Here is a 13066-nt window from a genome sequence, read left to right on the forward strand (position 1 = left end):
AGGTTGCCGAGCTTACCCTTGGCGCGCGAACCGGCGGCACCGAGCCTGTCGGCCAGTTCGGCGCGGCGCTCCTTCGTGGTATTGGAACTGCAGCCGCCCGGACCATCAGGACCGCGATTACCGATCTCGCCTCGCGCGATCCGTTCCATGATCTCGGCTGCATCCGGGTTATTGGTGCGGCGCAGGCCGCGCGCCGGGCTTTCAGTTTTCTGTTGAATGATCCCGACATCAGCCCGGTGATCTGTGCCGAAATCGAACGGCTTTGCACCGCCGCCAGACGCCGGAAGGACGGCCCGACAGAGATCCCCGGCGTGGAATGGATCAAGGAAAGGAGCATCGCGTAATGAACGCGCCCCGCAGAAATCCGCCCAGGATTTCGACAGCGGCACATGGCGCCGATCCGACGGCACTGCCGTCAAGATGGCTGACATGAACCCGTATCACCGCGCTGCCGCGATCAAGAAGGCCGAGAAGGCGGGGGATACCGCCAGGGCCGACGCCCTGCGCGCCTCTGGCCCGCTGCCTGACTGACGGGAGCTGCTCAGATGTGCATCGGCGACGGAAACCACACTCGACTGTTCAATGTGAGGATTGGAATGCCATTTACCGAAAGCCAGACGGGCTGGAAAGGCAAGCCCACCAGCGAGGAAGCTGCGCATCATGCGGCCCTCGCTGCCCCGCGCCTGCGTGATGCCATCATCCAGGTGATGAAAGGTGTCGGCCAGCCCATGACAGCCGACGAGGTGGCCAAGGCCATGCGGCTGTCGGTCTTGTCGATCCGCCCCCGGATCTCGGAGCTGGCGAAGGCCGGGCGGCTGATCGACACGGGTGAACGCGGGCGCAATGCTTCGGGCCGCAGCGCCATGCGCTGGCGCGTCTCGGAGCGGGAGTCGCAGGCATGACCACCGAGCCGAAGATGAAAGGCGATCCTGATTGGCAGGGCCACAATAGTCACGCCTATTCCGTGACGACCGCCGAATTGCGCCAGTTCATCGAGCGGGTGGAACGGCTCAATCAGGAAAAGGCCGACATCGCCGAACAGGCCAAGGAGGTTTTCGCGGAGGCGAAGGGCAGGGGGTATTCGATCCCAACCATCAAAAAGGTCATCGCGATACGCAAGAAGGACCGCGATCAGGTCGCGGAAGAAGATGCAGTTCTGGCTATGTATCGCGAAGCGTTGGGGTGCTGACGATGAACGATACGATGCAATGGCGTGAAATACCCGGAACCGTCTATGAAGTGTCTGAATGTGGTGGTGTTCGCCACAGGGAGACGTTGAAACGCCTTCGCGGTTACATGAACATATCATGGATATATCTCCTACCATATTGGCGGAGAAGAACGCTTTGCCCATCGGCTGGTGGCGTTCGCATTCCTTCCTGATCCCCTGCCAGAACAAACGCAGGTCGCGCATCGCGATGGGTCACGCCTTCATTGCCACTGGCAAAACTTGCGGTGGTCAACACCCCTTGAAAATCACGACGACAGAAGGCGGCACGGAACTGGTCCAGTAGGGGAAAGAAATCCCAAAGCCAAACTAACCGAGGACGATGTTCGCCGGATTCGTCGCGAATACCGGCTGATTAAAATCCCCGGCAGCGGGCGAAGCGTCTCTGAACTTGAAAATGCCTATGGCGTCCACCGAGCGACGATTTGCAGCATCGCCAATGGTCGCTCGTGGAAACATGTAAAGGAACTCGCATGATGAACGTGCAGACCAAGATCAAACAAACCACCATCGAAACCAAGGCTCTGCGCAACGCCCTGGCACTGGTGAAACCGATCATGCAGAAGGCCCACCGTTGGACGATCCCCGTCCTCGGAACGGTTCGTGTGTCCATCGTCGGTGATACTGGCGTTATCACCGCAACCGATCTGAACCGGGAAATGGCCGTGTCATTCCCCGCCGAGGGTGAGCCAATCGACTTCCTGATCCAGCCGCGGTTCTTGGAACACGTCTTGAAACACGGCGGCCCGAGCGTCGAAATCAGCCGAGGCGAGTGGAAGTATAGCACAACAACCTTCCCCGCCATCGTCCTCAAATCAGGAGAACTGACCGCGCGCATCAACGAAATCATCCAGCCCGAGGATTTCCCAAAGAGCATGTTCGACCAGCGACCATTCGAGCAGCCGCAGGAAATTGAAGCATCCGCCTTCCGCTATGCCCTCGACGCATGCGCCCCCTCCATATCTGACGAGGAAACCCGCTACTACCTGAACGGCGTGTATCTTGAAGCGTGGACGGCCATCTGCGCATGGTCAGCACCGACGGGCACCGGCTGACACAGGTGGACTGCCCGGATACTCGGTGGAAGCGCGAAGGCATGATCCTGCCTAGCGCAGCCGTCTCGCAGCTTCGGAAAGATTTGAAGGGGCTGGACAAGATCAAGGTGGCGCAGAGCAAGGACAAGCTGGCTCTGAAAACCACCAATCCGAATTGGTCGATGGTGACGAAGCTGATCGATGGCACGTTCCCTGACTATCGGCGCGTCATTCCGACGGATCTGGACGGCTCATTCTCGGTTGCGTTGACCGGGCGATGCCCTGGCGGCGCTACCTCGGTTGAGCGATCGCAGCACTGCCCTGCATATCGTTCCAGAGGAATCCCGCATGTTCGTGCGTTCGCCGGACCTCGGTGAGATTTCCATGCCCATCTACAATGCCAAAGGCATGAAACTCGGGGTCAATGTTCGCTACCTGAAAGAGTTTTGCCCGCGCGGTGAGGCCGTCCGGTTGGTGGGGCGCAATCCGAAGCCGGATAATGCTGGCACTCTGCATTGGGATCATGTCAACGATCCCGTCCTTGTCATGGGCGCGGATGAAAACATCCTGCGCGTCGTCATGCCGATGCGAGTCTGAACCATGGCCCGTCGTAGCTGGACAGCAAAGCGGAAACTGGCCGTGTTCGAGACGCACGGCGGCACCTGTCATATCTGCGGCGGAAAGGTACAGGTCGGGGAGTCCTGGGATCTTGAGCATGTGATCCCTCTGGCCATGGGCGGCGAGGATGACGAAGGCAACGTCGCGCCCGCTCATACCGCCTGCCATCGGGAGAAAACCAGCGAGGACGCCGCGCAGATCGCCAAGGCGAACAGGGTGCGCGCCAAGCACTTCGGCGCGAAGTCCGAACGCCGGGCCACGATCCCCGGCAGCAAGGGCAGCAAATGGAAGCGCAAGTTGAGCGGCCAGACCGTCTTGCGCGACAGTGAGTGAATGGAGGGGCAGGTGACAGCACCAGTGCTATGGACATTCCGAGAGGCCGCGCAAAGACTCGGAGTTCCGGAATCCAGCCTGCGGAAAGTTGCTGATGATTTTGGAAAGACGATCTACATTGGTCGGGCCGTCCGGCTACATCCCGACGATTTACCGGAGATAATTGACCTATGCCGCGCAGAGCCAAAGGCCCCCGCCTGTATTGGAGAGCGAGAAAAGACGCACCGTCCGTCTGGGAAATTAGGGATGGCAGCCAGAGAATCTCGACCGGCACAGACTGCCGCCGCGAAGCTGAAACGCGGCTCGCGCAATACATCGACCGGAAACACCGCTCGAGTGGTCCCACTCGACCGGAAGAATTAAGCGTGGGTATGTGCTTGACCATCTATGCGGAAGAACACGCGCAGGGCGTTGCCGCTCCCGAGCGCATTGGCTATGCCATCGACGCCCTTGACCAATTCTGGAACGGCCTGACCGTGGCAGATGTGAAGGGCGAAACCTGCCGCAGATACGCGCGCAGCCGGACCAAGAAAGACGGGGCGCCCATCAGCAACGGCACGATCCGGCGGGAACTGAACGTCCTGCAGGCCGCGATCAATTATTGCCACGGTGAAGGCTACCTGATCCATGCACCGAAGGTCACGCTTCCGGACAAGCCGCCGAGCCGCGAACGGTGGTTGACACGGCAAGAAGCCGCATGGCTGATCCGTGGGGCCAGATCCCTGAACCGCGACGGCAGGCACCTGGCAGATTTCATCCTGCATGGCCTCTATACAGGTAGCCGGAAGGAAACGATTCTATCCATGCACATCGACCGGCCAAGCCCTGTCGGCGGGCATGTGGATACGAAAACCGGAGTCCTTTACCGCAAGCCCGGGAAGAAGGTTGAAACTCACAAGCGCCAGCGACCGGCGCGGCTTCCGAGCCGCTACCTCGCCCATCTGCGCAGGCAGGCCGCGAATGGCCGCGTCTACATCGTTGAGCGTCGCATCGAGCGTGACGGTAAATTGCGCCGGGAAATGGTCAAGGACGTCAAGAACGCATGGGTGAGTGCCCGGAGCGAGGCGGAAAGACTCGCCTGGTTGCATGGTGTGAACATCGACCTGTCAGGCGTGACGCCGCACACTCTGAAACACACTGCAATCACCTGGGCGTTGCAGCGCTGGGCGTCGATCTGGGACGCGGCAGGGTATTTCTCGACCAGCGCCGAGACCATCGAGCGCACCTACGGACACCACAGCCCGAATCATCAAGCAACAGCCGTCAAGGCTATGGACATGAGGGGGTAAAATGGCTCATTTCCGCACCGAAATAGGACCGAAGTCGAAAATTCAAAACGCTAAGTTGTTGATTTTATGGCGCACCCGAGAGGATTCGAACCTCTGGCCTCTGCCTTCGGAGGGCAGCGCTCTATCCAGCTGAGCTACGGGTGCCTTGCCCGGGTGAATAGCCGCGGAAACGGGGTTGTGCAATGGCGAATTCAGCATTTATGGCGTTCAGCCTGTTCCCGGGACAAGCTTCTTCGGGTTCCGGATCCCGGTGTAAAACCGTGGGGAGGGCGATCGGGTATGGTGACGGGTTGTGAGTATTGCCGTTGCGGGCATCCCGATAGGGCCCATCGGATCGGCAAGTTGGAGAAGGTGCCGTTCTGTCGCAAGGCCGGGATTCCGGCGGGCATTGCCTGAATCGATGCGGATGGGCCGGATGATGCCCATTGCCCCGCCCCGCCCACGGCAGAGGCTGGGGCTGGGGCTGGGCGGACGGTGCGATTATTCCGCCGCCTTCGCCATCGGGTTGTTCGGATGCGTGGTCCAGTTGGCGTAATCGCCGCGCTTGATTCCGGTGCGCCGGTCCAGCTCTCCGGGGGCGAGTTCGCGCATGGTGATGCAATCCTCGACCGGGCAGACATCAAGGCACAGGTTGCAGGCGACGCATTCTTCCTCGATCACCTCGAAGACGCGGCCCGGCTTCATCGCGATGGCCTGGTGGCTGGTATCCTCGCAAGCGGCATAGCAGCGCCCGCATTTGATGCAGGCCTTCTGGTCGATCACCGCCTTGGTGACATAGTTCAGGTTCAGATATTGCCAGTCGGTCACATTGGGCACCGCCCGCCCGACCAGATCCGACAGAGCCATCTCGTGGCTGTCGAGATAGTCGCGCAGGCCCGAGATCATCTCTTGCACGACCTTGAACCCATAGGTCATCGCCGCCGTGCAGACCTGCACATTGCCGGCGCCGAGCGCCATGAACTCGGCGGCGTCGCGCCAGGTCGTCACCCCGCCGATACCGCTGATCGGCAGACCGTGGGTCTCAGAATTGCGGGCGATCTCGGCCACCATGTTCAGCGCGATGGGCTTGACCGCCGGGCCGCAATAGCCGCCATGCGCGCCCTTGCCGTCGATGGTCGGCTCCGGCGCGAAAAGGTCCAGATCGACCGAGGTGATCGAGTTGATCGTGTTGATCAGGCTGACCGCGTCGGCGCCGCCACGTTTCGCGGCCTCGGCGGGCTTGCGGATATCGGCGATATTGGGTGTCAGCTTCACGATGCAGGGCATGCGCGAATATTGCTTGACCCAACGCGTGACCATCTCGATATATTCCGGCACCTGGCCGACGGCGCTGCCCATGCCGCGCTCGCTCATGCCATGGGGGCAGCCGAAATTGAGCTCCACCCCGTCGCGCCGGTATCCTCGATCTGCTTGAGGATATCGCGCCAGGATTCCTCGTCGCATGGCACCATCAGGCTGATGACCAGCGCCCTGTCGGGATAGTCGCGCTTGACCTGCTTGATCTCGCGCAGGTTCACCTCCAGCGGGCGGTCGGTGATCAACTCGATATTGTTGATGCCCAGAACCCGCCGGTCGGGGCCATGCACCACGCCATAGCGGGGGCCGTTGACATTGACGACCGGCGGTCCCTCGGAGCCGAGGGTTTTCCACACCACGCCGCCCCAACCGGCCTGGAAGGCCCGGCGGACATTGTATTCCTTGTCGGTCGGCGGGGCAGAGGCCAGCCAGAACGGGTTGGGAGATTTGATTCCGATGAAGTTACTGCGCAGATCGGCCATGTCTCAGCCTCCTTGTCAAAGCGCGAAATTGGGTCAGCCGGGGATCTCGGCGGGGCGGCCGGTCAGGCGGGCGTCGATATCCTCGGCGGCATCGCGGCCCTCGGCCACGGCGGTCACTGTCAGGTCGTCGCCGCCCGAGGCGCAGTCGCCCCCCGCCCAGACATCGGGCAGCCCGGTGCGGCCCGGACCGGTGACGGCGATCTTGCCGCCCTCCAGCGCCAGGCCGTCCGGAGCATCCTGCAACTGCTGGCCGATGGCGCGAAAGACCTGGTCGGCCTTCAGCCGGAACCGGTCCCCGGTCAAGGTCAGGCCGTCCGGGCCATCCTGCGTATAGCAGAACTCGATCTCGGCCACCGCGCCATTGCCGTGAATGGCGACCGGGGCGGCATTGCAGATGATCCGCACGCCGGACGAGGTGGCGTGATCCTGCTCGTGCCGGCTGGCGCCCATGCGCTCGGACCCGCGGCGGTAGACCATGGTGACATTCTCGGCGCCCAGCAGTTTCGACTGCACCGCCGCATCCACGGCGGTCATGCCGCCGCCGATCACCACCACGTCGCGGCCGACAGGCAGGCTGGCCAGATCGCTGGCCTGCCGCAACTCGCGGATGAAGGATATCGCGTCGGTGACATGTTCGCGATCCTCACCCTTGGCCCGCAGCGCGTTCACGCCGCCAAGCCCCATGCCCAGGAACACCGCGTCATATTCCCGGCGCAGCCGTCCAGCGTGATCTGCTGGCCAAGACGCTGGCCGTGACGCAGTTCGATCCCGCCGATCCCCATCAGCCATTCGATCTCGGCTTGGGCGAAACCGTCCACGGCCTTGTAGCTGGCGATCCCGTATTCGTTCAGCCCGCCCGGTTTCCCGCGCGCCTCGAAGATGACGACATCATGGCCCTTGGCGGCCAGCCTGTGCGCAGCCGCCAACCCCGCCGGGCCCGCGCCGACCACGGCGATCCGCTTGCCCGTGGGCTCGGCGCGGCGGAAGGGGTGACCCTGCTGCGCCATAAGCCCGTCGGTGGCAAAGCGCTGCAAGGCGCCGATCTCGACCGGCTGCCTTCGGCATCCATGCGCACGCATGCGCCTTCGCACAGATTCTCGGTCGGGCAGACGCGGGCGCACATGCCGCCGAGGATATTCGCGTGCAGGATCGTCATCGCCGCCGCATCCGGCGTGCCGGTGGCGATCTGGCGGATGAACAGCGGAATGTCGATCGAGGTCGGGCAGGCCGTGACGCAGGGCGCGTCATGGCAGAAATAGCAGCGGTCGGCGGCGACGCGCGCCTCGTGATCGTCCAGCGGAGGGGCGATATCGGCGAAATTCGCCGCCAGTTCCTCTTTGCTGAGGCGTCCGGGCGCCACGCCCGGCGATAGTCTGGCTTGGGACATTTTCGTCTCCTGGCTCACCTGTTGGATGGAATCAGGCTCGCACAGGTCAGAAATTTTATCAAATGGTAAAATAAACTTCGTTCATGCCATGCGGGATAAGGGGACGGATTGCCCCGGAATGCCTCGATCAGGGGCATTCCCCAAACGGATATTCCGCTATGTGATCGGAGAGACGAAACCCGGCTGTCACGAATGGCGGATCAGGCCAGCAGCGATTCCACCCATTCCGGCACGGTCCGGCTGGCCGGTCCAAGGATGCGCCGCGAGAAGTCGCGGCTATTGGCGCTGTCCTCAAGGTTCAGTTCGACGCATTCCGCCCCGGCTCTCGCGGCATGCTGCGCGAATCCCGCCGCCGGATAGACATTGCCCGAGGTGCCGATGGCGGCGAACAGCTCGGCCTCGTCCAGTGCCTGCCAGACCCGTTCCATGTGATAGGGGATTTCGCCGAACCAGACGATATCGGGGCGCGTGGCGCATGCACCGCAGGCGGGGCAAGGATCCTCGGGGTGCATGAGTTTCGGCGCCTGCCAGCGCGAGTCGCAAGCCCCGCACAGAGCGCTGTTCAACTCGCCATGCATGTGAATCACGTCGGGGCTGCCGCCGCGCTCATGCAGGTCGTCCACATTCTGGGTGATCAGGGTCAGATCATGCGCACCCGCCAGTTTCGCCAATGCGCGATGGGCGGCATTGGGCTGTGCCTCGGCGCCTTTTGGCGGCGCATGTTGTAGAAATCGTGGACCAGTGCCGGATCGCGTTCAAGTGCTTCGGGCGTGGCGATATCCTCGATGCGATGGTTTTCCCATAATCCGTCCGAGGCCCGAAAGGTCGCCAGCCCGCTTTCGGCCGAGATGCCGGCGCCGGTCAGGACCGCGATGCGCATGGCCCTATCGGCAATATGCCGCGGCGGTATTGGCGAAATTCGTGTAGCGCGACCAGAAGGCGCTGTCGCGGTTGCTGCTGGATGTCCGCGCTTCCTGCGCCTTGTGCGGATCGCGGAAGAAACCGGCGGCGCGGCGCTGGTCCGAGCGGGACAATGTCTGGTCCGCCACCTGCTGGATGCAGCCGCAAAGCGACCTGTTGCCGCCTGCGCGGTCGGATCGGATGCAGGCGCTGTCGATCGGGCCGGCCATGGCGAATGGTGCGGTCAACATGACGGCCGCAGCCGCAATGACGATGCGGTTGAACATGAACTGTCTCCTCGGTTCCTGACTGCCTCGGGCGCCGGTTGGCCGGCTTTTATTGCCCTTATAGTCACAAGATATAGCAAAAACGTTACTTCGACTCAATCGGTAACGATCCTTGGTAGAAGGCACCGGCAAGATCGGTTTCGTCAATATCTTGTGGTTCGGATATTCGCGAGGCTTGCAGCAAGGAGTGGTTTCGAGGCTGCGCCGGTTTGACAAGCGTGAGGCGGCGTGATCTCGATCAGCCGAACGTGATCGCGGGGGACATGATGATAGAGGCGGTGGGGCTGGATGCCGATGATACCCTTTGGGAGAATGAGCGCTTCTTCCGCCTGACCGAGTCCGGCTTTGCCGGATTGCTCGCCGATCATGGCGACCCGGATCAGATCAGCCGCCGCCTCCATGATGTCGAAAGGCGGAACCTGTCGCGCTATGGCTTCGGGATCAAGGGTTTTACCCTGTCCATGGTTCAGACCGCAATCGAGCTGACCGATGGCCGGGTCCCGGGTTCGGTGATCGGGCAGATATTGGATCTTGGATACGAGATGCTGTCCCATCCGCTGCATCTTCTGGATGGTGTGCCCGAGGCGCTCGGGATGCTGGAAGGTCGGCGGCTGATCCTGATCACCAAGGGCGACCTGATGGACCAGGAGCGCAAGGTCGCGGCTTCGGGGCTGGCCGGGAGATTCGAGGCGATCGAGATCGTGGCGGACAAGACCCCCGCTGCCTATGCGCGGGTCCTGACGCGGCATGACATCGCGCCGGAACGCTTCCTGATGGCGGGAAACTCGGTCAAGAGCGACATCCTGCCGGTCCTGGAACTGGGCGGGCGCGCGGCGCTGATCCCGCATGAACTGACATGGCAGGTGGAGCGGGACGACGATCCCGACCATCCGCAGTTTCACCGGCTCGGGTCGATCTCGGACCTGCCGGGGCTGATCGAGCGGATCGAGGCCCGGGGATGAACGACAATCTTCGAGCGGCAGTGCTGATGACAGTGTCGATGGCGCTGTTCTCGCTTGAGGATGCCTTCATCAAGCAAATGACCACGGGCATCCCGGTCTATCAGTTGCTGGCAATGATTGGCGCCTTTGGCATGTCGCTGTTCTGGCTGCGCATGGCGTGGCGGAGGCAGCGGATGTGGTCGCGGGCATTACTGCACCCGATGGTCATTGCCCGCAATCTGGGCGAGGTGGGCGGCGCTTTCGGCTTCGTCACCGCGCTGGCGGTTGGCGAATTGGCGGCGGCCTCGGCGATCCTGCAGGTGCTGCCGCTGACGCTCGTGCTCGGAGCGGCGCTGTTCCTGGGCGAAAGGGTCGGCTGGCGGCGCTGGAGCTCGGTCCTGCTGGGTTTCATCGGTGTGCTGCTGATCCTGCGCCCGGGGACAGAGGCGTTCCAGCCCGCCGGTCTCTGGGCGCTTTTGGGCGTTGCGGCCCTGACCATGCGCGATCTGGCGACGCGGCGGATTCCGGCGGACATCCCCTCGGACCAGCTTTCGGGCGCGGCTTACGGGGCGATGGTTCCGGCTGGTCTGCTGATGGGGCTGATCGCCGCCGGTCCGCCTGTCGTGCCAACTGGCCAGGACTGGGCACTGCTGGCGGGAACGATGCTGTTCGGGGTCACGGCCTATTCCGCGCTGGTGACGGCGACCCGCCTTGGCGAAGCCTCGGCGGTGGCGCCGTTCCGCTATACGCGGCTCGGTTTCGCGCTGATCGTCGCGGTCGTGGTCTTTGCCGAGCGGCCGGATCTGCCGACGCTGGCGGGCGCGGCGCTGATCGCGGTCTCGGGCGGATATGCCATGTGGCGCGAGGCGCGCCTGCGTGGGCGAAGGCGGCGTCCGCCGGACGGCCTGATCCGGCGCGGCGAGAGATAGCGCAGCCCATCGCGAAGGGTATGCGCAAATCCCTCTTTTCGCGGCGCGCGCGCCCTTGTATAGCCTCGCCATGACCGAGCTGTCCCATATACGCAATTTCTCGATCGTGGCCCATATCGACCACGGCAAATCCACCCTGGCCGACCGGCTGATCCAGCTGACGGGCACTGTCGCCGAACGCGACATGAAGGCCCAGATCCTGGACGCCATGGATATCGAGCGCGAGCGTGGCATCACCATCAAGGCCAATACCGTGCGGATCAGCTATCCGGCGCAGGACGGGCATACCTATGTGCTGAACCTGATCGACACGCCGGGCCATGTCGATTTCGCCTATGAGGTCAGCCGGAGCATGCGCGCGGTCGAGGGCTCGCTGCTGGTGGTGGACGCCACCCAGGGGGTCGAGGCGCAGACGCTGGCCAATGTCTATCAGGCCATCGATGCCGATCACGAGATCGTCCCGGTCCTGAACAAGATCGACCTTCCGGCGGCCGAGCCCGACCGGGTGAAGGAGCAGATCGAGGATGTGATCGGCATCGATGCCTCGCAGGCGATTCCGATCAGCGCCAAGACCGGCCTTGGCATTCCCGATGTGCTGGAGGCCATCGTGCAGCGCCTGCCCGCGCCAAAGGGTGACCGCGACGCGCCCCTCAAGGCGATGCTGGTCGATAGCTGGTATGACTCTTACCTGGGCGTCGTGGTGATGATTCGGGTCATGGATGGCGTGATCCGCAAGGGCGACCAGGTCAAGATGATGCAGACCGGCGCGAGCTACCGCCTTGACAAGCTGGCGGTGCTGACCCCGGCCATGCGCGATATTGCGGAGCTCGGCCCGGGCGAGATCGGCGTCTTCACCGCCTCGATCAAGCAGGTCCGCGATACCCGTGTGGGCGACACCATCACGCATGAGAAAAAGCCAACGACCAAGCCGCTTCCCGGTTTCAAGCCCGCGCAGCCGGTGGTGTTCTGTGGGCTGTTCCCGGTCGATGCGAATGATTTCGAGACGCTGCGCGATGCGATCGAGAAACTGGCCCTGAACGATGCCAGCTTCAGCTACGAGATGGAGACCTCGGCGGCGCTTGGCTTCGGGTTCCGCTGTGGTTTCCTGGGTCTTCTGCACCTGGAGGTGATCCGCGACCGGCTGGAGAGGGAATATGATCTCGACCTGATCACCACCGCGCCTTCGGTGGTCTTCAAACTGCATATGCGGGATGGCGAGATTCGCGAGTTGCACAATCCCGCCGACATGCCAGACCTGACGCTGGTGGATCATATCGAAGAGCCGCGCATCAAGGCGACCATCATGGTGCCCGACGAATACCTGGGCGATGTGCTGAAACTGTGCCAGGACCGCCGCGGCATCCAGCTTGACCTGACCTATGCGGGCAGCCGTGCCATGGTGGTCTATGATCTGCCATTGGCCGAGGTGGTGTTCGACTTCTACGACCGGCTGAAATCGGTGACCAAGGGCTACGCCTCCTTCGACTACCAGATCAGCGAATATCGCGAGGATAACCTGGTCAAGATGTCGGTCCTGGTGAATGACGAGCCGGTCGATGCGCTGGCGATGATGGTGCATCGCGACCGGGCCGAGGGCCGGGGGCGGGTGATGGTCGAGAAGCTGAAAGAGCTGATCCCGCGCCACATGTTCAAGATCCCGATCCAGGCGGCGATCGGCTCGCGCGTCATCGCGCGCGAGACATTGTCGGCGATGCGCAAGGACGTGACCGCGAAATGCTATGGCGGTGACGCGACGCGCAAGAAGAAGCTGCTGGAAAAGCAGAAGGCCGGCAAGAAGAAGATGCGCCAGTTCGGCAAGGTCGAGATCCCGCAGACGGCGTTCATCCAGGCGCTGAAGATGGATAACTGAACAGGATTGCCGCGGGGCAGGGTCCTCGCCGGGGCGTCAGATGGAAAACGGGCGAGGCATTCCTGCCTCGCCCGTTCCGATTCATCCGGCCTTGCCGGCGATCAGGGGCCGACCACCCGGCAGTCCTGTTGCTTCGCCAGCATCCTTTCACAGGTGAGTTCGGCATTCGCCTTGGTCAGGTTCGCGAAACTCGGCTGGAAGCCCCGTATCGTGTCGGCGACATGCCGATTGGCATTTTCCAGGATGTCTCCGCCTTGCAGGGCTGTTTGCAGCAGCAACTCATCGGCCTCGGCCTTCGAGCGATAGAGGCCGAGCACCACGCCCCAGTTGCGGCCGCTGTTCTGGGCGCGCGACACGATTTCCAGGGCAGCCGGGTTCGACAGGTCGCCTTCACCCATCGCGGCAAGAATGACCGTGTCCGAACGGGGGGCGGGCGGGGTCGAGGCGACAAGGGCCAATGAGCCCGAGCTTG

At 62.8% G+C, this 13066-nt stretch carries 13 protein-coding genes, 1 tRNA gene and 3 pseudogenes; 11 read left to right on the forward strand and 6 right to left on the reverse strand.

Annotation, left to right across the window (positions count from 1 at the left end):
- Positions 1–596: 596 nt before the first annotated feature.
- The 8 genes from A7A09_RS12375 (at position 597) to A7A09_RS12410 (ending at position 4502) form a co-directional block, all read left to right on the forward strand.
- Complete coding sequence (locus A7A09_RS12375) at positions 597–902, forward strand: helix-turn-helix domain-containing protein (RefSeq protein WP_106691698.1); 306 nt, start codon at positions 597–599, stop codon at positions 900–902.
- Positions 899–1189, forward strand: coding sequence for a DUF2312 domain-containing protein (locus A7A09_RS12380; RefSeq protein ID WP_245999319.1), 291 nt, complete (start codon positions 899–901; stop codon positions 1187–1189). The genes A7A09_RS12375 and A7A09_RS12380 overlap by 4 nt, the downstream gene beginning before the upstream one ends.
- A gap of 138 nt (positions 1190–1327) precedes the next feature.
- Positions 1328–1705: an HNH endonuclease gene (locus A7A09_RS22140; RefSeq protein WP_366465998.1), complete on the forward strand. Its 378-nt coding sequence runs from the start codon at positions 1328–1330 to the stop codon at positions 1703–1705.
- Entirely contained in the window at positions 1705–2283 is a 579-nt protein-coding gene (locus A7A09_RS12390; RefSeq protein WP_211341119.1) for a beta clamp domain-containing protein, read from the forward strand. Before A7A09_RS22140 ends, A7A09_RS12390 begins: the two co-directional genes overlap by 1 nt.
- Entirely contained in the window at positions 2256–2639 is a 384-nt protein-coding gene (locus tag A7A09_RS12395; protein WP_106691701.1) for a DNA polymerase III subunit beta family protein, read from the forward strand. Before A7A09_RS12390 ends, A7A09_RS12395 begins: the two co-directional genes overlap by 28 nt.
- Positions 2611–2859, forward strand: coding sequence for a hypothetical protein (locus tag A7A09_RS12400; protein ID WP_106691702.1), 249 nt, complete (start codon positions 2611–2613; stop codon positions 2857–2859). The genes A7A09_RS12395 and A7A09_RS12400 overlap by 29 nt, the downstream gene beginning before the upstream one ends.
- Before the next feature lie 42 nt (positions 2860–2901).
- Complete coding sequence (locus A7A09_RS12405) at positions 2902–3213, forward strand: HNH endonuclease (RefSeq protein ID WP_170167094.1); 312 nt, start codon at positions 2902–2904, stop codon at positions 3211–3213.
- A gap of 371 nt (positions 3214–3584) precedes the next feature.
- Positions 3585–4502 carry a tyrosine-type recombinase/integrase gene (locus tag A7A09_RS12410; RefSeq protein WP_245999320.1) on the forward strand — a complete coding sequence of 306 codons (918 nt, stop codon included), beginning with the start codon at positions 3585–3587 and terminating at the stop codon, positions 4500–4502.
- Between the two features lie 67 nt (positions 4503–4569).
- Here A7A09_RS12410 and A7A09_RS12415 read toward each other — a convergent pair.
- The 5 genes and pseudogenes from A7A09_RS12415 to A7A09_RS12445 all read right to left on the reverse strand — a co-directional run bounded on the left by A7A09_RS12415 (position 4570) and on the right by A7A09_RS12445 (position 8854).
- Positions 4570–4646: transfer RNA gene (locus tag A7A09_RS12415), tRNA-Arg, on the reverse strand.
- Positions 4647–4982: 336 nt separating this feature from the next.
- Positions 4983–6280, reverse strand: a pseudogene (gene preA / locus A7A09_RS12420) (NAD-dependent dihydropyrimidine dehydrogenase subunit PreA).
- Positions 6281–6313: 33 nt separating this feature from the next.
- Positions 6314–7667: pseudogene (locus tag A7A09_RS21505) on the reverse strand (NAD(P)-dependent oxidoreductase).
- A gap of 413 nt (positions 7668–8080) precedes the next feature.
- Positions 8081–8547 (reverse strand): annotated as a pseudogene (locus A7A09_RS12440) (Sir2 family NAD-dependent protein deacetylase); the annotation flags it as partial.
- A 4-nt stretch (positions 8548–8551) separates the two neighbouring features.
- Positions 8552–8854 (reverse strand): hypothetical protein, encoded by a 303-nt coding sequence (locus A7A09_RS12445; protein ID WP_106691708.1) that lies wholly within the window; start codon positions 8852–8854, stop codon positions 8552–8554.
- 218 nt (positions 8855–9072) lie between these two features.
- On the opposite strand from A7A09_RS12445, the gene A7A09_RS12450 reads away from it, so the two are divergent.
- The 3 genes from A7A09_RS12450 to lepA all read left to right on the forward strand — a co-directional run bounded on the left by A7A09_RS12450 (position 9073) and on the right by lepA (position 12594).
- Positions 9073–9816 (forward strand): HAD family hydrolase, encoded by a 744-nt coding sequence (locus A7A09_RS12450; RefSeq protein WP_366465962.1) that lies wholly within the window; start codon positions 9073–9075, stop codon positions 9814–9816.
- On the forward strand, positions 9813–10724 hold the full coding sequence (locus A7A09_RS12455) for a DMT family transporter (protein WP_106691709.1): 912 nt from the start codon (positions 9813–9815) through the stop codon (positions 10722–10724). Before A7A09_RS12450 ends, A7A09_RS12455 begins: the two co-directional genes overlap by 4 nt.
- A 70-nt stretch (positions 10725–10794) precedes the next feature.
- A complete protein-coding gene (gene lepA, locus A7A09_RS12460) occupies positions 10795–12594 on the forward strand; it encodes a translation elongation factor 4 (protein WP_106691710.1) in 1800 nt (599 codons plus the stop codon).
- A 101-nt stretch (positions 12595–12695) separates the two neighbouring features.
- Here the strand turns inward: lepA and A7A09_RS21510 are convergent, their stop codons facing one another.
- On the reverse strand, positions 12696–13052 hold the full coding sequence (locus A7A09_RS21510; protein WP_245999332.1) for a hypothetical protein: 357 nt from the start codon (positions 13050–13052) through the stop codon (positions 12696–12698).
- Positions 13053–13066 lie beyond the last annotated feature (14 nt).

The sequence above is a fragment of the Paracoccus methylarcula genome, assembly GCF_003007735.2.
Taxonomy (GTDB): Bacteria; Pseudomonadota; Alphaproteobacteria; order Rhodobacterales; family Rhodobacteraceae; genus Paracoccus; species Paracoccus methylarcula.

What these genes read in the sequence shown, in the direction of transcription:
- A7A09_RS12410 (WP_245999320.1), top strand. Translation starts at nt 3,585, where the DNA reads ATGTGCTTGACCATCTATGCGGAAGAACACGCGCAGGGCGTTGCCGCT.
- A7A09_RS12375 (WP_106691698.1), top strand. Translation starts at nt 597, where the DNA reads ATGCCATTTACCGAAAGCCAGACGGGCTGGAAAGGCAAGCCCACCAGC.
- A7A09_RS12395 (WP_106691701.1), top strand. Translation starts at nt 2,256, where the DNA reads ATGGTCAGCACCGACGGGCACCGGCTGACACAGGTGGACTGCCCGGAT.
- A7A09_RS12400 (WP_106691702.1), top strand. Translation starts at nt 2,611, where the DNA reads ATGTTCGTGCGTTCGCCGGACCTCGGTGAGATTTCCATGCCCATCTAC.
- A7A09_RS12455 (WP_106691709.1), top strand. Translation starts at nt 9,813, where the DNA reads ATGAACGACAATCTTCGAGCGGCAGTGCTGATGACAGTGTCGATGGCG.
- A7A09_RS12445 (WP_106691708.1), bottom strand. Translation starts at nt 8,854, where the DNA reads ATGTTCAACCGCATCGTCATTGCGGCTGCGGCCGTCATGTTGACCGCA.
- A7A09_RS12390 (WP_211341119.1), top strand. Translation starts at nt 1,705, where the DNA reads ATGAACGTGCAGACCAAGATCAAACAAACCACCATCGAAACCAAGGCT.
- lepA (WP_106691710.1), top strand. Translation starts at nt 10,795, where the DNA reads ATGACCGAGCTGTCCCATATACGCAATTTCTCGATCGTGGCCCATATC.
- A7A09_RS12380 (WP_245999319.1), top strand. Translation starts at nt 899, where the DNA reads ATGACCACCGAGCCGAAGATGAAAGGCGATCCTGATTGGCAGGGCCAC.